This is a genomic window from Streptomyces sp. NPDC018610 (assembly GCF_044391765.1).
Taxonomy (GTDB): Bacteria; Actinomycetota; Actinomycetes; order Streptomycetales; family Streptomycetaceae; genus Streptomyces.
The window spans coordinates 81,036-98,088 of record NZ_JBISAL010000011.1; the positions used below are offsets into that span (position 1 = coordinate 81,036).

Annotated in this window: 16 protein-coding genes; 6 read left to right on the top strand and 10 right to left on the bottom strand. The window is 72.4% G+C overall.

Annotated features, from left to right (window positions below; all coding sequences use genetic code 11):
• Nucleotides 1-210 precede the first annotated feature (210 nt).
• From ACH5A8_RS26820 to ACH5A8_RS26840, 5 genes are all read right to left on the bottom strand, one after another.
• Nucleotides 211-663 carry a DUF2690 domain-containing protein gene (locus tag ACH5A8_RS26820; RefSeq protein ID WP_399006093.1) on the bottom strand — a complete coding sequence of 151 codons (453 nt, stop codon included), beginning with the start codon at nucleotides 661-663 and terminating at the stop codon, nucleotides 211-213.
• Between the two features lie 245 nt (nucleotides 664-908).
• Nucleotides 909-3,089, bottom strand: a complete 2,181-nt coding sequence (locus tag ACH5A8_RS26825; protein ID WP_399006095.1) for a SpoIIE family protein phosphatase — start codon at nucleotides 3,087-3,089, stop codon at nucleotides 909-911.
• Nucleotides 3,090-3,382: 293 nt separating this feature from the next.
• The gene (locus tag ACH5A8_RS26830) at nucleotides 3,383-4,078 is read right to left on the bottom strand and encodes a DUF402 domain-containing protein (protein WP_399006096.1); all 696 of its coding nucleotides are present in this window, start codon (nucleotides 4,076-4,078) and stop codon (nucleotides 3,383-3,385) included.
• Between the two features lie 72 nt (nucleotides 4,079-4,150).
• On the bottom strand, nucleotides 4,151-5,536 hold the full coding sequence (locus ACH5A8_RS26835; protein WP_399006098.1) for a class II fumarate hydratase: 1,386 nt from the start codon (nucleotides 5,534-5,536) through the stop codon (nucleotides 4,151-4,153).
• 115 nt (nucleotides 5,537-5,651) lie between these two features.
• Entirely contained in the window at nucleotides 5,652-7,322 is a 1,671-nt protein-coding gene (locus tag ACH5A8_RS26840; protein WP_399006100.1) for a fumarate hydratase, read from the bottom strand.
• A gap of 192 nt (nucleotides 7,323-7,514) precedes the next feature.
• Between ACH5A8_RS26840 and ACH5A8_RS26845 the strand changes: the two genes are divergently transcribed.
• Both ACH5A8_RS26845 and ACH5A8_RS26850 read left to right on the top strand, forming a co-directional pair.
• The gene (locus ACH5A8_RS26845; protein ID WP_399006102.1) at nucleotides 7,515-8,234 is read left to right on the top strand and encodes a DUF1707 domain-containing protein; all 720 of its coding nucleotides are present in this window, start codon (nucleotides 7,515-7,517) and stop codon (nucleotides 8,232-8,234) included.
• 131 nt (nucleotides 8,235-8,365) lie between these two features.
• Nucleotides 8,366-8,740 (top strand): WhiB family transcriptional regulator, encoded by a 375-nt coding sequence (locus ACH5A8_RS26850; RefSeq protein WP_399006104.1) that lies wholly within the window; start codon nucleotides 8,366-8,368, stop codon nucleotides 8,738-8,740.
• A 106-nt stretch (nucleotides 8,741-8,846) separates the two neighbouring features.
• On the opposite strand, the gene glpX is transcribed toward ACH5A8_RS26850, so the two are convergent.
• A complete protein-coding gene (gene glpX, locus ACH5A8_RS26855) occupies nucleotides 8,847-9,881 on the bottom strand; it encodes a class II fructose-bisphosphatase (RefSeq protein WP_399006106.1) in 1,035 nt (344 codons plus the stop codon).
• Nucleotides 9,882-10,008: 127 nt separating this feature from the next.
• Here glpX and ACH5A8_RS26860 point away from each other — a divergent pair, with 127 nt between their 5' ends.
• The gene (locus ACH5A8_RS26860; protein WP_399006108.1) at nucleotides 10,009-10,542 is read left to right on the top strand and encodes a DUF4245 domain-containing protein; all 534 of its coding nucleotides are present in this window, start codon (nucleotides 10,009-10,011) and stop codon (nucleotides 10,540-10,542) included.
• A 324-nt stretch (nucleotides 10,543-10,866) separates the two neighbouring features.
• Here ACH5A8_RS26860 and ACH5A8_RS26865 read toward each other — a convergent pair whose 3' ends face one another.
• Together ACH5A8_RS26865 and xseA are read right to left on the bottom strand one after the other, a co-directional pair.
• On the bottom strand, nucleotides 10,867-11,109 hold the full coding sequence (locus ACH5A8_RS26865) for an exodeoxyribonuclease VII small subunit (protein WP_399006110.1): 243 nt from the start codon (nucleotides 11,107-11,109) through the stop codon (nucleotides 10,867-10,869).
• A gap of 9 nt (nucleotides 11,110-11,118) precedes the next feature.
• On the bottom strand, nucleotides 11,119-12,327 hold the full coding sequence (xseA, locus tag ACH5A8_RS26870) for an exodeoxyribonuclease VII large subunit (protein WP_399006112.1): 1,209 nt from the start codon (nucleotides 12,325-12,327) through the stop codon (nucleotides 11,119-11,121).
• Between the two features lie 163 nt (nucleotides 12,328-12,490).
• On the opposite strand from xseA, the gene ACH5A8_RS26875 reads away from it, so the two are divergent.
• On the top strand, nucleotides 12,491-13,507 hold the full coding sequence (locus tag ACH5A8_RS26875) for a 4-hydroxy-3-methylbut-2-enyl diphosphate reductase (protein ID WP_399006570.1): 1,017 nt from the start codon (nucleotides 12,491-12,493) through the stop codon (nucleotides 13,505-13,507).
• A gap of 127 nt (nucleotides 13,508-13,634) precedes the next feature.
• A complete protein-coding gene (gene ppgK, locus ACH5A8_RS26880; protein ID WP_399006114.1) occupies nucleotides 13,635-14,381 on the top strand; it encodes a polyphosphate--glucose phosphotransferase in 747 nt (248 codons plus the stop codon).
• Nucleotides 14,382-14,469: 88 nt separating this feature from the next.
• Here the strand turns inward: ppgK and ACH5A8_RS26885 are convergent, their stop codons facing one another.
• Nucleotides 14,470-14,880 carry a DUF6542 domain-containing protein gene (locus ACH5A8_RS26885; protein WP_399006116.1) on the bottom strand — a complete coding sequence of 137 codons (411 nt, stop codon included), beginning with the start codon at nucleotides 14,878-14,880 and terminating at the stop codon, nucleotides 14,470-14,472.
• A 383-nt stretch (nucleotides 14,881-15,263) separates the two neighbouring features.
• On the opposite strand from ACH5A8_RS26885, the gene ychF reads away from it, so the two are divergent.
• The gene (gene ychF / locus ACH5A8_RS26890) at nucleotides 15,264-16,352 is read left to right on the top strand and encodes a redox-regulated ATPase YchF (protein WP_399006118.1); all 1,089 of its coding nucleotides are present in this window, start codon (nucleotides 15,264-15,266) and stop codon (nucleotides 16,350-16,352) included.
• A gap of 235 nt (nucleotides 16,353-16,587) precedes the next feature.
• Here the strand turns inward: ychF and ACH5A8_RS26895 are convergent, their stop codons facing one another.
• A complete protein-coding gene (locus ACH5A8_RS26895; RefSeq protein ID WP_399006120.1) occupies nucleotides 16,588-16,854 on the bottom strand; it encodes a hypothetical protein in 267 nt (88 codons plus the stop codon).
• Nucleotides 16,855-17,053: the final 199 nt, after the last annotated feature.

Genomic DNA, 17,053 nt, shown 5'->3' on the forward strand with positions numbered 1-17,053 from the left:
CGGGGGGGGGGGGGGGGCTGGCGGCGGGGGGGGGGGCCCCCCCCCCGCCCCCCGCCCGGGGGGGGGGGGGCCGGGGCCCGGGGGGGGGGCGGGGCCCGCCCCCCCCCCCCCCCCCCCGTGCTGTGCGCGCGCCGGAAAGGGCCCGCGCCGCGTCTGAATTCCCCTCGCGTGAATTCAGACACCGCGCTCAGGCCGTTCAGCGGTGCGTTCCTACCACTTCGCGCTGCACTCCAGCGGGTAGAGGTCGCTGTCGAAACGGATGCAGACGCGGTACTTGTACTCGCCGCCGCCGAGCATGTTCGACCAGTCGCTCTGGTTGTAGCCGACGGGGGTCCGGACGGCCAGCGACTTCAGGAGCTTGCCGTCGAGGTTGTACTTCTCGATCGTCGCGGTCGAGTCGTAGATCGCCGGATCGGCCTTGTTGGTGATCCGTACCCAGCCCGCCAGGCAGTTGGCGGACCAGCGCAGCTCCGCCACCCGCCCGTTGCTGTTGAGCGTCTTCTTCGTCGAGGCCTCGGAGTCGCAGCCATAGGTGACGGGACCCTTGTTGTCGCAGCCGGCCGCGGTACAGCCCGCCGCGTACGAGGTCCCGGCGAGCGGGATCATCGTCGCGGCCGTCGCCGCAGCGGAAACGAGAGCCAGTCTCGCCCAGTTCTTCCCCATGACATGACCTACCTGTCTTTTCGAAGTGCTCCGGTTCGGCCGAAGCCGACCACGGAGCGTGACAAGCCTTCACCTGTCGACGCGAGACAGCTTGATCGATTGCGGTCACGTGAAGCAACCGGATATCGGCCGGATAATGTCCGAAAACAATCCTGGCCGTAACCCGTGAATTCATGGCGAAGAACCCAGATTCCGGGCGTCTCACCCGCTGTCCGTAGCTCCGCCGCCAGAGGTGCTTTCCGCCGTCAGCCGCGGTGCAGTTCGAACCAGACAACCTTCCCGGTGCTCAGCCGGGTCGCGCCCCAGCGACGGGCCAGCCTGTTGACCAGGTACAGGCCCCGGCCGCCCTCGTCGGTGGCGCGGGCCTGGCGCAGGCGCGGCAGCTGCGGGACGTCGTCGCCGACCTCGCAGCGCAGCACGTCCGTGCGCAGCAGCCGCAACGTCACCGGCCGGGAGGCGTAGCGCACGGCATTGGTGACGACCTCGCTGACCAGCAGCTCCACCGAGTCGGACAGCTCCTCCAGGCCCCAGCGGGCCAGGGCACGGCGGGCCAGCCGGCGCGCCTGGCCGGGAGCGGTCTCCTCCGGGTCCAGGACCCAGTACGCCACGTCGCTCGGCGCGATCCCGTCGAAGCGGGCCGCCAGCAGCGCGATGTCGTCGTCGCGGTCGCCCGGGCCGAGCATGTCGAGGACCTCGTCGCACAGCGCTTCCAGCGGCGGCGGATGGTCCGGCCCGGTGAGCTGCGCGGTGGCCGCCAGCTTCTCGCGCAACTGCTCGATCCCGGTCCACACGTCGCGCAGGCGCGACTCGACCAGACCGTCGGTGTAGAGCAGCAGCGTGCCGCCGGCCGGCGCCTCCAGCTCCACCGCCTCGAAGTCCACCCCGCCGACGCCGATCGGCGCGCCCGGCGGCACCCGCAGCACCTCGGCCCGGCCGCCCAGGTGCAGCAGCACCGGCGGCGGGTGGCCGGCGTTGGCGATGGTGATGCGGTGCGAGACCGGGTCGTAGACGGCGTACAGGCAGGTCGCCATGCGGTCGGTGCCCAGGCGCTGCGCCTGCTCGTCGAGGTGGTGCAGCACCTCCTGCGGCGGCAGGTCCAGCCCGGCGAGGGTCTGCGCGGTGGTGCGCAGCTGGCCCATGATCGCCGCCGAGGTCATGGAGTGGCCCATCACGTCGCCGACGACGAGGGCGACCCGGCTGCCGGGCAGCGGGATCGCGTCGTACCAGTCGCCGCCCACCCGTGCCGTCTCGGCGGCGGGCAGGTAGCGGGAGGCCAGCCGCACCCCGGTGGGGCGGGGCAGCGTCTCGGGCAGCATGGTGCGCTGCAACTCGTCGGCGATGTACGCCTCACGGCCGTACAGCATCGCCTTGTCGATGCCGAGCGCGCTGTGCGTGGCGAGCTGGGCGGCGACCAGCAGGTCGTCGTTCTCGAACGCCGGCCGCTCGGGACGGCGCAGGAAGAGCGCGGCGCCGATCACCCGGCGCCGCCCGCGCAGCGGGGCGAGGACGGCCCGCTGCCCGCTCGGCACCGCCGACTCGGACTCCTCGCCGAGCAGTTCGCCGAGCGCGGCCCGCGCGGAGGGGGCGTCGGTGAACACCGGCCGGACGCCGCGCAGCACCTCGCCGAGCGCGCTGCCGGGGCGCACCTCGCACAGCTCGCTGGTGACCACGGACAGCTCCGACGGCTGCTCGGGCGCCGGCGCCGGCATGAAACCGACCTCCGCGTCGCGCTCGGCCGGTATCCGGTCGGTGCGGCGCAGCCGCAGCACGAGCGGGCCCACGGGCCGCTCGTCGCCAACCGGCAGCGGCTCGCGCAGATACACGAGGATGGCGTCGGAGAAGGTCGGCACGGTCGCCCGGCACAGCCCCATGACGATCTCGTCGAGGTCCATGCCGCGGGCGATGCGCCGCGTCGCCGCGCCCACGAACCGCAGCCGGTCCCCGTCGCGCCGCATGGGCAGCGGGCGCCCGGGCGTCGGCGTCTGACCGCTGCGCCGCTCCTGCCCGCCGGGTCCGCGCCGCTCCGTGCCGCCGCCGGCGACCGGCCCGGCCGCCGCGGACGGCGTGGCGGGAGCGCTCCCCGCGCTCGCCGAACGGCCCTGCGCGTCCGGCTGGGCCGGGATGCCCTCGGGAACGGGCCGCGGACGGTGCGGGTCGGGCTCGGCGGCCACCGGCTGGGTGTGCTCGCACCCGGCCGGCGGGCCGGCCTCACCCACGCGCGCCCCGTCCGTCCCGGCCGCACGCCCCGGTTCGCCCGCGGCGCCCTGGGCGGCGGCCCGGGGCGCGCCGTCCGGGCGGGGCTGCAGCGGTAACGCCTGCGGCGGCTCGGGGGTACGCAGAAGTGCCCCGCGGGCGTCCGCGGGGTCGGCGCCCGGCTGGGGGCGTTCGAAGGAGGTCGGCTGCTCCGTCACGCGTGTCGAATCCATCCGTCCGGGGCTGCGCGCCGGGCGCGCAGTTGGTCCCGCCGAAGACCCGATACCCGGAATACCTGCCCCAGGAACGGATTTCCGGCGTGGTCAGAGGCTGTTCCTGTGCCACCGGCGAGCCGATCACGGCCCGCACGGGTCATGCCCTCGTACCCCTCGCTCACGTCCTGCCGCCCCTCGGTGACGTACGGTCAGACTCGGCGTGCGCGCCGGGAGTTGCCCCTGCCGCGCGCCTCCCTGCGCCCTTGCGGAGGACGATCCTACGTTTCCTGCCCGGGGGCGCATCAAGGGTCTCATGAGGACACATGCGCGGGCGTACGGTCCCAGTCCTCCGGGAGCGACGGTACAGCCCAGGACGGGTCGGGGCGCCAGTGCTGCCAGTTCTCGCTGAACGGCGGCCCCCACGCGCGGATCGTCTCCACCGCGCGGTGGCCCGCCGCCCGCACCCGCTCGGCCAGCGCCGCGTCCACCAGCCCGTCCTGCTGTGCCTGGGCGAACTCGTCCTCGTCGCGCCAGTCCCAACCGCGGTCCGGCTGCACGGTGATGTCCAGGAAGTGGTCCACCGAGTCCACCCCGCCCGCCCAGCGGGCCAGCGGCTCCTCCAGGTTCACGTACCAGTTCTTGAACCGCCAGCCCGGCTCCCAGAACAGCCACACCGACCACGGCTCGCCCGGCCGGGCCAGCTTCAGCACGCCCGTGCCGAACCAGCGGTCGCGCTGCACGGCGCGCGGCTTGGTGTAGCGCGAGGCGAGCGGTTCGAGGTGGACGGGCGTGCCGTCGGCGAGCACGGGCTTCACGCACTCCGTGCCGGGCGCCATCCACGCGGCGAGCACCTCCGCGTCGTCGCGCACGACGGTCATGGGACGGGCGATGTGGAAGCCGGCGCCGCCGTTCTCCCGGTACCGCCACAGGATCTGGGTCCCGGGGGCCCAGTGGGCCGTCGTCGCACCGCCCGCCGTCACGCGTCTCACCGCTCCGTCGTCTGCCATGCACAGATATTAGGTGTCATGGCCATACGACGCTGCGGTGAACGTCATGGTTCGCGCCGGGGCGCACACGCCTCAGGGGTGCGTCATCCGCAGCACGTCCAGGGCCTCGTCCAGTTGGGCGGCCGTCAGGTCGCCCCGCTCCACGTACCCGCTCTCCTCAACGACCTGACGGATCGTCTTCTGCTCGGCGAGCGCCTTCTTGGCGACCTTCGCGGCCTCCTCGTACCCGATGTACTTGTTGAGCGGGGTGACGACGGAGGGCGAGGACTCGGCGTACTCGCGCGCCCGCTCGCGGTGGGCGACGATCCCGTCGACGGTCCGGTCGGCCAGCAGCCGGGAGACGTTGGCGAGCAGCCGGACCGACTCCAGGACGTTCTTGGCGATGACCGGCAGCATGACGTTCAGTTCGAAGTTGCCGGCCGCGCCGGCGGTGGCGACCGTGGCGTCGTTGCCGATCACCTGGGCGGCGACCATCAGGACCGCCTCGGGGATCACCGGGTTGACCTTGCCCGGCATGATCGAGGACCCGGGCTGGAGGTCGGGCAGGGAGATCTCGGCGAGTCCGGTCCGCGGCCCGGACGACATCCACCGCAGATCGTTGGCGATCTTCGTCAGCCCGACGGCGATGGTCCGCAGCTGGCCGCTGGTCTCCACGACGCCGTCCCGGGCGCCCTGTGCCTCGAAGTGGTCGCGCGCCTCGGTGAGCGGCAGCCCGGTGGTGCGGGCGACCTCCTCGATGACGGCGGCGGAGAAGCCGGGCGGGGTGTTGATGCCGGTGCCCACCGCGGTGCCGCCCAGCGGCAGTTCGGCGAGCCTCGGCAGCGAGGCGTTCAGCCGCTCGACGCCGTACCGCACCTGCGCCGCGTACCCGCCGAACTCCTGGCCCAGGGTGACGGGCGTGGCGTCCATCAGGTGCGTCCGCCCGGACTTCACCACGTCCTTGAACTCCTCGGCCTTGCGGGCGAGGGCGGCGGCCAGGTGGTCCAGGGCGGGGATCAGGTCGCGCGTGACGGCGGCGGTGGCGGCGATGTGGAGGGAGGACGGGAAGACGTCGTTGGAGGACTGGGAGGCGTTGACGTGGTCGTTGGGGTGCACGGCGCGCCCGAGCCGCTCGCCGGCGAGGGTGGCGATGACCTCGTTGGCGTTCATGTTCGACGACGTGCCGGAGCCGGTCTGGAACACGTCGACGGGGAAGTGCTCGTCCCACGCGCCCTCGGCGACCTCGTCCGCCGCCGCCCGGATCGCCTCGGCGACGTCCTCGTCGAGCACGCCGAGCTTCGCGTTGACCTTCGCGGCGGCGCCCTTGATGCGGGCCAGCGCCTCGATGTGGGCGCGCTCGATGCGCTGCCCGGAGACGGGGAAGTTCTCCACGGCACGCTGGGTCTGCGCCCGCCACTTGGCGCCGGCGGGGACCTTCACCTCGCCCATGGAGTCGTGCTCGATGCGGTATTCGGTCATACCCGGTACAGCGTGCGGGAGGGTGCCGTTGTTCCGGGACTGCGCCGAACGAGTGATCTTCCGGCACACGCCGGACGGCGCGGCGGGGGCGAGGGACCCCGCCGCGCCCGGAGGGCTACGCCAGCCCCGGACCGCGCACCGGGATGCTGGTGAACGTCGGCGCGGGAGCGGGGTCCTGGAAGAAGTCGTTGCCCTTGTCGTCGACGACGATGAAGGCCGGGAAGTCCTCCACCTCGATCTTCCAGACGGCCTCCATGCCCAGCTCCTCGTACTCCAGGACCTCGACCTTCTTGATGCAGTCCTGGGCGAGGCGGGCCGCCGGGCCGCCGATGGAACCGAGGTAGAAGCCGCCGTGCGCGTCGCACGCGTCCGTCACCTGCTTGCTGCGGTTGCCCTTGGCCAGCATCACCTTGGAGCCGCCCGCCGCCTGGAACTGCGCCACGTAGGAGTCCATGCGGCCGGCCGTGGTCGGGCCGAAGGAGCCGGAGGCGTAGCCCTCGGGGGTCTTGGCCGGGCCGGCGTAGTAGACCGGGTGGTCCTTCAGGTACTGGGGCATGCCCTCGCCCGCGTCCAGCCGCTCCTTGATCTTGGCGTGGGCGATGTCGCGGGCCACGACCAGCGGGCCGGTCAGCGAGAGCCGGGTCTTGACCGGGTACTTGGTCAGCTCGGCGAGGATGTCGTCCATCGGCTGGTTGAGATCGATCTCGACGACGTCGCCGGACTCGTCCAGGTGCTCGTCGGTCGTCTCCGGCAGGAAGCGCGCCGGGTCGGTCTCCAGCTGCTCCAGGAACACGCCCTCCGCCGTGATCTTGGCGACCGCCTGGCGGTCCGCCGAGCAGGAGACGGCGATCGCGACCGGGCAGGACGCGCCGTGCCGGGGCAGCCGGACCACGCGCACGTCGTGGCAGAAGTACTTGCCGCCGAACTGCGCGCCGATGCCGATCTTCTGGGTCAGCTCGAAGACCTTCTCCTCCAGCTCCTTGTCCCGGAAGCCGTGGCCGAGCGGCGAGCCCTCGGCCGGGATCTCGTCCAGGTAGTGCGCCGAGGCGTACTTCGCGGTCTTCAGCGCGAACTCGGCGGAGGTGCCGCCCACCACGATGGCCAGGTGGTACGGCGGGCAGGCGGCGGTGCCCAGCGAACGGATCTTCTCCTCCAGGAACTTCATCATGGAGGACTCGTTCAGGACGGCCTTCGTCTCCTGGTAGAGGAACGACTTGTTGGCGCTGCCGCCGCCCTTGGCCATGAAGAGGAACTTGTACGCGCCGCCGTCGGTGGCGTACAGCTCGATCTGCGCGGGGAGGTTGGAGCCGGTGTTCTTCTCCTCCCACATGGTCAGCGGGGCCATCTGCGAGTAGCGCAGGTTCAGCTTGGTGTACGCGTCGAAGACGCCGTGCGAGAGGGCCTTCTCGTCCTCGCCCTCGGTCAGCACGTTCTGCCCGCGCTTGCCCATGACGATCGCCGTGCCGGTGTCCTGGCACATGGGCAGCACGCCGGCCGCGGCGATGTTGGCGTTCTTCAGCAGGTCCAGGGCGACGAACTTGTCGTTCGAGCTCGCCTCCGGGTCGTCGATGATGCGGCGGAGCTGGGCCAGGTGGGCCGGGCGCAGGTAGTGCTGGATGTCGTGGACGGCCTCCTCGGCCAGCTTGCGCAGCGCCTCCGGCTCGACCTTGAGGAACGTACGCCCGTCGGGCCCCTCGACGGTGGAGACGCCCTCGGACGTCACCAGCCGGTACGGGGTGTGGTCCTCACCCATGGGGAGCAGATCGGTGTACGCGAACTCAGGCATCGCAGCCCATTCCTCACTCGGCAGACAACTGCCCGTCGACGTCGGCGGGCACCGACCAGCGTAGAACCTGCCGCCGGCGGCGGGCTTGTGAGGTAGGGCTCAGTTGCCGGGGCGCCGGTGACCGCGGCGGTTCTCCACAGGGTCGCGCCCGGGGGGTAGTCGCGATCTATCGCGTTTCGGTACGCTGCTGCCGTGGACCTTCAGAAGCAGCAGAGCGAACCGCGCCGGCAGACCGCACCGCGTACGGCGGCCACCGCCCGTGGCGCCGAGCTGCGCGCCTCGGACGCCGACCGTGACCGCATCGCCGACATCCTGCGCGACGCCCTCGCCGAGGGCCGGCTGACCGCCGACGAGCACGCCGAGCGCGTCGAGGGGGTGCTCAGCGCCAAGACGGTCGGCGAGCTGGAGGTCTTCATCCAGGACCTGCCCGCCGCCCACGAGGGCCGCACCGGCCCGGCCTACGCCTCGGCGCCGCACCGCCCGGCCGACGGCGAGATACCCCCGCAGGCCGACGACAACGTGGTGGCGGTGTTCAGCTCCGCGGTGCGCAAGGGCCGCTGGCGCGCCGGGCGCCGGCTGCACGCGTACTCGGTCTTCGGCAGCGTCGAGATCGACCTCAGCGAGGCGATGTTCGAGTACCAGCAGGTCGTCATCAAGGCCGTCTCCGTCTTCGGCGACATCCAGATCCGCGTCCCGGAGAACGTGTCGCTGCGTGGCACCGGCGGCGGAGTCCTCGGCAACTTCGAGGTGGCGGCGCTGGATTCGCCCGACTCCCAGGCGCCCGTGGTCTACGTCGACGGCTGGGCGGTCCTGGGCAACGTCGAGGCGCGCCCCAAGCGGGGCAAGCTCGTCGCGGACATCCTCGACCGCGTGCAGCGCAAGGTGGACAGGCAGTTGCGCAAGCACCTCTGACCGACGGCACGGTTCACAACTGAGTGCATAGGCGCGCGTACAGCGGGTAGGCCTTGCTGCATCGTCTCTCGGAGGGTCCCGTGGGACTCACGGCACCCTCGAGCTCGCGAAGCCGTCGTCAGGAGAAGACCGTGCTGCAACCGCCGCATTCGTCCCTGCAGGTCGCTGCCGTCCCGGCCCAGCGGGTGCCAGTGCGGGACAGGGACCAAGACGCACCCTGGCACACCGAGGCGGTGTGCCGGCGTGACGAGGCCGGCCTGTTCTTCGCACCCTCGAAGGAGCCCACCGCCGCCCGGCTCTCGCGCGAGGAGGCGGCCAAGCGGGTCTGCGCGCGGTGCCCGGTGATGGTCGAGTGCCGTGAGCACGCACTGCTGCAGCCCGAGCCCTACGGCGTCTGGGGCGGCCTCACCGCCGCCGAGCGCCGCGTCGTCCTGGCCCGGCGCCGCCGCCGCGAGATGGAGCTGAAGAAGACGGCCCGCACCGACCGCATAGCCGCGGCCGGCTGACCGGCCCCCCGCCGGTCCGGTCCGCTCCGGGCAGAGCGGTGGGGCGCTCCTCCGCACCGGAGCGCCCCACCGTCGTCCGGGTCCGGTCCGGGGACCGGACGTCCGGCTACTTCGCCCGGTCGAAGTCGATCGCGCTGTACGCGCGCAGCTTGCTCAGCCGGTGCTCGGAGTCGATCCGCCGGACCGTTCCGGACTTGGAGCGCATGACGATCGAGTCGGTGATCGCCGTCTCCGAGCGGTAGCGCACCCCGCGCAGCAGCTCGCCGTCGGTGATGCCGGTGGCGACGAAGAAGACGTTCTCGCCGGAGACCAGGTCGTTCGTGGTCAGCACGCGGTCGAGGTCGTGCCCGGCGTCGATCGCCCGCTGCCGCTCCTCGTCGTCCTTGGGCCACAGCTTGCCCTGGATGGTGCCGCCCAGGCACTTCACGGCACAGGCCGAGATGATGCCCTCGGGGGTGCCGCCGATGCCCAGCAGCATGTCGACGCCCGTGCCGTCGCGCAGCGCCAGGATGGAGCCGGCCACGTCGCCGTCGGAGATCAGCTTGATGCGCGCGCCGGTCTCCCGGATCTCCTGGATGACGCCGTCGTGCCGGGGCCGGTCCAGGATGACGACGGTGACGTCCTCGGGGGTGGCCCGCTTGGCCTTGGCGACCCGCCGGATGTTCACGGACACCGGCGCGTCGATGTCGACGAAGTCCGCCGCGTCGGGGCCGGTGACCAGCTTGTCCATGTAGAACACGGCGGACGGGTCGAACATGGCGCCGCGCTCGGCGGCGGCCAGCACCGCGATCGCGTTCGGCATGCCCTTGGCGGTCAGGGTGGTGCCGTCGATGGGGTCGACGGCGATGTCGACCTCCGGCCCGGTCCCGTCGCCCACGCGCTCTCCGTTGAAGAGCATCGGGGCTTCGTCCTTCTCGCCCTCGCCGATGACGACGACGCCGTTCATCGAGACGGTGGACACGAGGGTCCGCATGGCGCGGACCGCGGCGCCGTCGGCGCCGTTCTTGTCACCTCGGCCGACCCAGCGGCCCGCGGCCATCGCCGCGGCCTCGGTCACCCGGACGAGTTCCAGGGCGATATTGCGGTCGGGGGCCTCTTCGGGGACTTCGAGTTCGGACGGCAAGTGATGATGCTCGGTCATCGGAGCGCACCTTTCTGATACGACGACGGCCGGATGAGGGTTCTGGCCTCGACTCTATCGCCGGGCGGACAGAATGAGCAGGGGACCCCACGGATGAGCGGCCCGGGCACCTGCGACCATAGGGGGCGTGGCAGGTTCCAACCGCAAGCAGAAGACAGTCCGGGGCACCATCGCCTCCCTGGGCGTGACCGTGTTGGCGGCGGGGGTCGTCTACCTCTTCGTCCCGCACGACGATCACGCTCCTGACATCAAGCCGGTCGACTACCGCGTCGAGCTGCTCACGGCACGCCGCGCCGCCTCCTACCCGGTGGCCGCGCCCGAGGGGCTCCCCGCGGGCTGGAAGGCCACCTCGGTCCGCTACAACGCCGTCCAGGGCGATCGGTGGCACCTGGGTTTCCAGGACCCCGACGGTCAGTACGTGCAGGTCGAGCAGTCCACCCAGAAGCGCGCGGACTTCATCGACGACGCCAGCCAGGGCGGCCATGCCACCAAGGTGACCCAGGAGATCGGGGGCCGCACCTGGACGCGGTACACCGGCGGCCGCTACGACGCCCTCGTGTACGAGGACGCCAAGGGCTCCACGACGGTGGTCGCGGGAACGGCCGGCTTCGACCCCCTCACGTCGATGGCGCGGGCGCTGGAGCTGAAGAAGACCTCCTGACGCGACCGGGCCGCCCGCGCGTCCGGCCCGATCCGCTCCGAGCGGTTCCGGTCGCGGCCCGGCCGCCCGGGGCGCCGCTGTCCCGGCCCGGTCGCCGCGAGCCGCCGCTGTCCTGGGCCGGACACTGAGAGTCGTCCTGGGTCCTTGGACACCGCGAGCCGCCGCTGTCCTGGGCCGGACACCGCGAGTCGTCCCGAGCTCTCGGCCGGCGTGAGTGGTTCCGCCGTGGGCCGGTCACCGTGAGCCGTGTCCTGCCGCGGGCCGGTCCACGTGAGTCGTCCTGCCGCAGGCGGGTCACCGCGGGTCGCTCCCGGCCCGGCCCGGTCACTCCGAGTCGTCCCCGTCCTGGGCCGCCTCCTCGGCCAGCGCCGCGTCCAGCCGGGCGCGGGCGCCCTCCAGCCACCGCCGGCACACCCGGGCGAGCTCCTCGCCCCGCTCCCACAGTGCCAGGGACTCCTCCAGGCTGGTGCCGCCCGCCTCCAGCCGCCGTACGACCTCGATCAGCTCGTCGCGCGCCTGCTCGTAACCGAGTGTCTCCCGCGCCGCCGGTTCCGCCTTGCTCGTCATCCGTCCACCCTATGTGTCGACTCGAACCGTGAACTCGCCCTCGGCGACCCGCGCCCGCAGCGCCTCGTCCGCCGCCACCTCGGCCGGATCGCGGACCACATGGCCGTCCCCCCGCTGGAGCACGGCGTAGCCGCGCCGCAGGGTCGCGGCGGGGGAGAGGGCCACCACGCGCGCGTGTGTGTGCGCCAGCTCGGAGTCGGCGCGGTCCAGCAGGTGCCGCAGCGTGCGCCGGCTCCGGTCGAGCAGCGCGGCGACATGGTCCGCCCGCTCGTCGATCATGCGGTGCGGATCCTCCATGCAGGGCCGCGAGAGCGCGTGGGCGAGCCCGCGCTCCTCCCGCTCCACGTGCGCCCGCGCGCATCTGCGGGCGCGGTCGCGCAGCTGCCGTACCCGCTCGAACTCCTCGCCCACGTCCGGCACGACCCTCTTGGCGGCGTCGGTGGGGGTGGAGGCGCGCAGGTCGGCGACGTAGTCCAGCAGCGGGGTGTCCGGCTCGTGCCCGATCGCCGAGACCACGGGCGTACGGCAGGCGGCGACCGCGCGGACCAGCTGTTCGTCGGAGAACGGCAGCAGGTCCTCCACGCTGCCGCCGCCGCGCGCCACCACGATCACGTCCACGTCGGCGATCTCGTCGAGCTCCTTGACCGCCTGCACGACCTGCGGGACGGCGTGGACGCCCTGCACGGCGACGTTGCGCACCTCGAAGCGGACGGCGGGCCAGCGGTGCCGGGCGTTCTCCAGGACGTCCCGCTCCGCCGCGGAGGCGCGTCCGCACACCAGGCCGATGAGCTGCGGCAGGAAGGGCAGCGCCTTCTTCCGCTCGGATGCGAACAGACCCTCGGCGGCCAGGTTCTTCTTCAGCTGCTCCAGCCGGGCCAGCAGTTCGCCGACGCCCACCGGCCTTATCTCGGCGGCCCGCAGCGAGAGCTGCCCGCGCGGGGCGTACCACTCCGGCTTGGCGTGCACCACGACGCGGGCGCCCTCGCCGACGACGTCGGCCACGGCGTCGAACACCTCGCGGTAGCAGGTCACGCCGACCGAGATGTTGTGCGAGGGGTCCCTGAGCGTCAGGAACACCACGCCCGCGCCCGGCCGCCTCGACAACTGCGTGATCTGGCCCTCGACCCAGACCGCGCCGAGCCGGTCGATCCAGCCGCCGATGAGCCGCGAGACCTCGCCGACGGGCAGGGGAGCTTCGGGGGACGTGGAGATGGCCATGCCCGCGAGCGTAACCGCCGCCACCGACAACGCGGCCGCCACCGACAAGGCGGCCGGCACCGACAGGGGCCGCGCCGCCGGGCGGACCGGAGCACCCCGCACCCGTGCGCCGTGCGGACCGCGCGATCTCCGGGGCGCCCGGCGCGTCCGGGGCACCCTTACGATGGGTGCCATGACCGCTACGTCTGGCCGCCGTGTCCTGCTCGCCGCCCCCCGGGGCTACTGCGCGGGTGTGGACCGCGCCGTGATCGCCGTCGAGAAAGCCCTGGAGCAGTACGGGGCTCCGGTGTACGTCCGGCACGAGATCGTCCATAACAAGTACGTCGTCCAGACCCTGGAGAAGAAGGGCGCCGTCTTCGTCGAGCGGACGGAGGAGGTGCCGCCGGGCAACATCGTGATGTTCTCGGCGCACGGCGTGGCGCCCGTGGTGCACGAGGAGGCCGCGCGCGGCCGGCTCGCCACCATCGACGCCACCTGCCCGCTGGTCACCAAGGTCCACAAGGAGGCCGTCCGCTTCGCCGACGAGGACTACGACATCCTCCTGATCGGGCACGAGGGCCACGAGGAGGTCATCGGCACCTCCGGCGAGGCCCCCGACCACATCCAGCTCGTCGACGGACCCGAGGACGTGGCGAAGGTCGAGGTGCGCGACCCGTCGAAGGTCGTGTGGCTCTCGCAGACCACGCTCTCGGTCGACGAGACCATGGAGACGGTCGACGCGCTGAAGGACAAGTTCCCGCAGCTCATCTCGCCGCCCAGCGACGACATCTGCTACGCCACGCAGAACCGCCAGCTCGCCGTCAAGCAGATGGGCGCCGACGCGGACCTGGTCATCGTGGTCGGCTCCCGCAACTCCTCGAACTCCAAGCGGCTGGTGGAGGTCGCCAAGCTCGCGGGCGCGGCCCAGGCCTACCTGGTCGACTTCGCCGACGAGATCGACGAGGCCTGGCTGGAGGGCGTCACCACGGTCGGCGTGACCTCGGGCGCCTCGGTGCCGGAGGTCCTGGTCGAGCAGGTGCTCGAATGGCTCGCGGGGCGAGGCTTCGAGGACGTGGAGATCGTCAAGGCGGCCGAGGAGTCCATCACCTTCTCCCTGCCGAAGGAGCTCCGCCGCGACCTGCGCGACGAGGCGGCGGCGCTGGTCGCCGAGCGCGGCGGTTCGGGCACGGCGGAAGCCTGACCGCCTCCGCCCGAGGCCTCCGAGGCCGCTCCGAGCCGCTACGACCGTCCGGCCCCGTCCACGGACAGGGCCGACCACCGCCCCCGTCCCGGACGTGACTGTCGGTGGTACGCCGTAACGTGGAGCCATGCAGATCTTCGGTGTGGACATCGGCGGTTCGGGGATCAAGGGCGCCCCTGTGGACCTGGAGCGGGGTGACCTGGCCCAGGAGCGGTGCAAGGTGCTCACCCCGCACCCGGCGACGCCCGACGGGGTCGCCGACGGCGTCCGGCAGGTCGTGGACCACTTCGGCTGGACGGGACCGGTCGGGCTGACGTTCCCCGGCGTGGTCACCGGCGGCGCCACGGTCCGCACCGCGGCCAATGTCGACAAGAGCTGGATCGACACCGACGCCCGCGCCCTGTTCGGCGAGCGGCTGGGCGGCCTGCCGGTGACCGTGGTGAACGACGCGGACGCGGCGGGCGTCGCCGAGATGCACTTCGGCGCCGGCCGGGACCGCGGGGGCACGGTGATCCTGCTGACCTTCGGCACCGGCATCGGCAGCGCCGTCTTCATCGACGGCGCGCTCGTGCCCAACACCGAGCTGGGCCACCTGGAACTCGACGGCCACGAGGCGGAGAAGCGCGCCTCCAGCAAGGTCAAGGACGACCGGGACCTGTCCTGGGAGCAGTGGGCGCGCCGCGTCCAGAAGTACCTCGCCCACGTCGAGATGCTCTTCTCGCCCGAACTGTTCATCATCGGCGGTGGCGTCAGCCGCAAGTCCCACAAGTTCCTGCCCCTGATCGAGGGCGTCCGGGCGGAGGTCGTCCCCGCCCAGCTCCAGAACAACGCGGGGATCGTGGGCGCGGCGATGCGGGCGGCTCAGGGCGCCTGACCGGCCGCGGGACGCGTCCGCACCCCCGGGGCGAGAACCTCCGGGGCAACGACCCCCGGGGCGACGACCTCCGGGCGAGGACGCGCCCTCACCCGGGCCGGCGGTCGCGTGCCGTCGGCCGGGCGGTGGCCAGGGCGGCTCGCCGCATCAGCGCCGTCACCCCCGCGACCAGCGTCCCGGCGTACAGCCACACCGCCTGGGTGGCGAGGGCGGTCACCAGGCCCATCAGGGTGCCGAGGACGCCGTCTCCGTCGGCCACGGGCAGCAGCCCCACCGTGAAGCCGATGGGCACCACGACGGGCGCGGTCAGCAGGTCGCCCTTGCGCACCCACACCGCGGTCAGCGCGCACACCGGCAGGAACAGCACGCCGTACGGGGCCTGCGCGCCACCGAGGAGCAGCGCGTCGAGACAGCCCAGCGCGAACATCAGCGCGCCGCAGAACAGTCCGCCCCCGAGCCCGGTCAGCCGCGGGTTGGGCAGCCGCCGCAGCCGCCGCACGACGGCGGCCGGAGCGGAGACGGGCGCCGCGGCCCCCGCCCGTCGCGCCGCGGGCCCCTCGCGCCCGGCGCCCCGCCCTCTCCCGGCGGCCGGCTGGGGACGGGCCCGCGCCGGCCGCCCCGTATCCCGCCGTACTTGCTGCTGCACCCCCTGCGGAGGCACCGGAGGCCCGCCGCGTCGCGGTCCGTGCTGCTGAGGTCGCGTCCTGTGTTGCTCCACCGGACCAACCTAGGTCTGTTTATGTGCTGAATAGGCCGTTTGACACGCCGCGCGGCGTGGCGCGGCCAAGCGTTCGAACCGTCGCCGTACCGGGGCGGCGCACGCCGTAGACTGGTGGATCGGCCGCCTGGCCGCCAGTCTCCTCACGTACGGGAAGTCGCAACGTGTCGCTCACGATCGGAATCGTCGGTCTGCCGAACGTCGGCAAGTCGACCCTGTTCAACGCCCTGACCAAGAACGACGTGCTCGCGGCCAACTACCCGTTCGCCACGATCGAGCCCAACGTCGGTGTCGTGGGCGTCCCGGACGGTCGCCTCGCCCAGCTCGCCTCGATCTTCAAGTCGGAGCGGATCCTCCCGGCCACCGTCGACTTCGTCGACATCGCCGGCATCGTGCGCGGCGCCAGCGAGGGCGAGGGCCTGGGCAACAAGTTCCTCGCGAACATCCGCGAGTCGGACGCGATCTGCCAGGTCATCCGCGCCTTCAAGGACGAGAACGTCGTCCACGTCGACGGCAAGGTCTCGCCCAAGGACGACATCGAGACGATCAACACCGAGCTGATCCTCGCCGACCTCCAGACCATCGAGAAGGTCCTGCCCCGGCTCCAGAAGGAGTCCCGGATCAAGAAGGACGTGGCTCCCAAGGTCAAGGCCGTCGAGGAGGCCAAGGAGATCCTGGAGAAGGGCGACACGCTCTTCGCGCACGGCATCGTCCAGGGCACCGAGCGCAACGAGCTCCTGCACGACCTGCACCTGCTCACCACCAAGCCCTTCCTCTACGTCTTCAACGTCGACGAGGACGAACTGGTCGACGAGGACTTCAAGAACGAGCAGCGAGCCCTGGTCGCCCCCGCCGAGGCGATCTTCCTCAACGCCAAGCTGGAGGCGGACCTCGCCGAGCTCGACGAGGAGGACGCCCTGGAACTGCTGGAGTCGGTGGGCGCCGACGAGCCGGGCCTGGCCACCCTCGCCCGCGTCGGCTTCGACACCCTGGGCCTGCAGACCTATCTGACGGCCGGCCCCAAGGAGTCCCGCGCCTGGACCATCAAGAAGGGCGCCACCGCCCCCGAGGCGGCCGGTGTGATCCACACCGACTTCCAGAAGGGCTTCATCAAGGCCGAGGTCATCTCCTTCGCCGACCTGGTCGAGACCGGCTCGGTCGCCGAGGCCCGCGCCAAGGGCAAGGCCCGTATGGAGGGCAAGGACTACGTCATGCAGGACGGCGACGTGGTGGAGTTCCGCTTCAACGTCTAGTACGTCCGGCCAAAGGCCGTCTGACCTGCGGCGGAGCGGGTCGGGCGGCCTTTGCGGTCCGCCCGGAGTCGGCAGCGTGCCGGAAGCGGTCCGCCAGGCTGCCATGCTGGTGACCGCCCCTCCAGAGCTTCTCCACGATGCGGCCCTCGGTGCGGCGTTCTTGGTGGTGTGGCCCAGTCGAGTTGCCCGTCCAGGCCGGTGCCGGAGATGTCGTACGCGCGGCCGGCGTCCCCCGTCAGAACTGGGAGCGGAGGATCACCTGGGCGTGGTCGGCGAGATCGGTGATGATCTCGGTGAAGCGGGCCGAGGGCCGGCCGGGGGCGTCGTCCGCCGCGATGGCGCGTAGGCCCGTCGTGAGGGGCGGGACGACCGGGACGCGGACGCCGAGGTCCGTCAAGACCCAGCGGGTGCCGCCCGGCTCGGTCCGGTCGGGCGGAGGCGCCCGTTCCCGGTAGGCGCGGCGCAGGGGTGCGATCGCGCCGTCGGTCTCCAGTCTCGCCATGGCGATGGCTGCCCGTTCGCGGACGGTCGGGTTGTCGTGCCGATCGGCCCCGGCGCGGCGGATCCTGCGGAAAGCGAGGACCGGGCCGCTTCCCGCGGTGGGTCTGTCGGCGGGGTGTCCACCGGCTGGTTCCGGGCGGTGGGTGGGGCGGCGGGGTGATTACTCCGCGTATCCTCTGGTCGGGACTGGGACGCTCATC

Coding starts and splice junctions, on each gene's coding strand:
- ACH5A8_RS26820 (WP_399006093.1), bottom strand. CDS start 663: ATGGGGAAGAACTGGGCGAGACTGGCTCTCGTTTCCGCTGCGGCGACG.
- ACH5A8_RS26825 (WP_399006095.1), bottom strand. CDS start 3,089: ATGGATTCGACACGCGTGACGGAGCAGCCGACCTCCTTCGAACGCCCC.
- ACH5A8_RS26830 (WP_399006096.1), bottom strand. CDS start 4,078: ATGGCAGACGACGGAGCGGTGAGACGCGTGACGGCGGGCGGTGCGACG.
- ACH5A8_RS26835 (WP_399006098.1), bottom strand. CDS start 5,536: ATGACCGAATACCGCATCGAGCACGACTCCATGGGCGAGGTGAAGGTC.
- ACH5A8_RS26840 (WP_399006100.1), bottom strand. CDS start 7,322: ATGCCTGAGTTCGCGTACACCGATCTGCTCCCCATGGGTGAGGACCAC.
- glpX (WP_399006106.1), bottom strand. CDS start 9,881: ATGACCGAGCATCATCACTTGCCGTCCGAACTCGAAGTCCCCGAAGAG.
- ACH5A8_RS26865 (WP_399006110.1), bottom strand. CDS start 11,109: ATGACGAGCAAGGCGGAACCGGCGGCGCGGGAGACACTCGGTTACGAG.
- xseA (WP_399006112.1), bottom strand. CDS start 12,327: ATGGCCATCTCCACGTCCCCCGAAGCTCCCCTGCCCGTCGGCGAGGTC.
- ACH5A8_RS26875 (WP_399006570.1), top strand. CDS start 12,491: ATGGGTGCCATGACCGCTACGTCTGGCCGCCGTGTCCTGCTCGCCGCC.
- ppgK (WP_399006114.1), top strand. CDS start 13,635: ATGCAGATCTTCGGTGTGGACATCGGCGGTTCGGGGATCAAGGGCGCC.
- ACH5A8_RS26895 (WP_399006120.1), bottom strand. CDS start 16,854: ATGGCGAGACTGGAGACCGACGGCGCGATCGCACCCCTGCGCCGCGCC.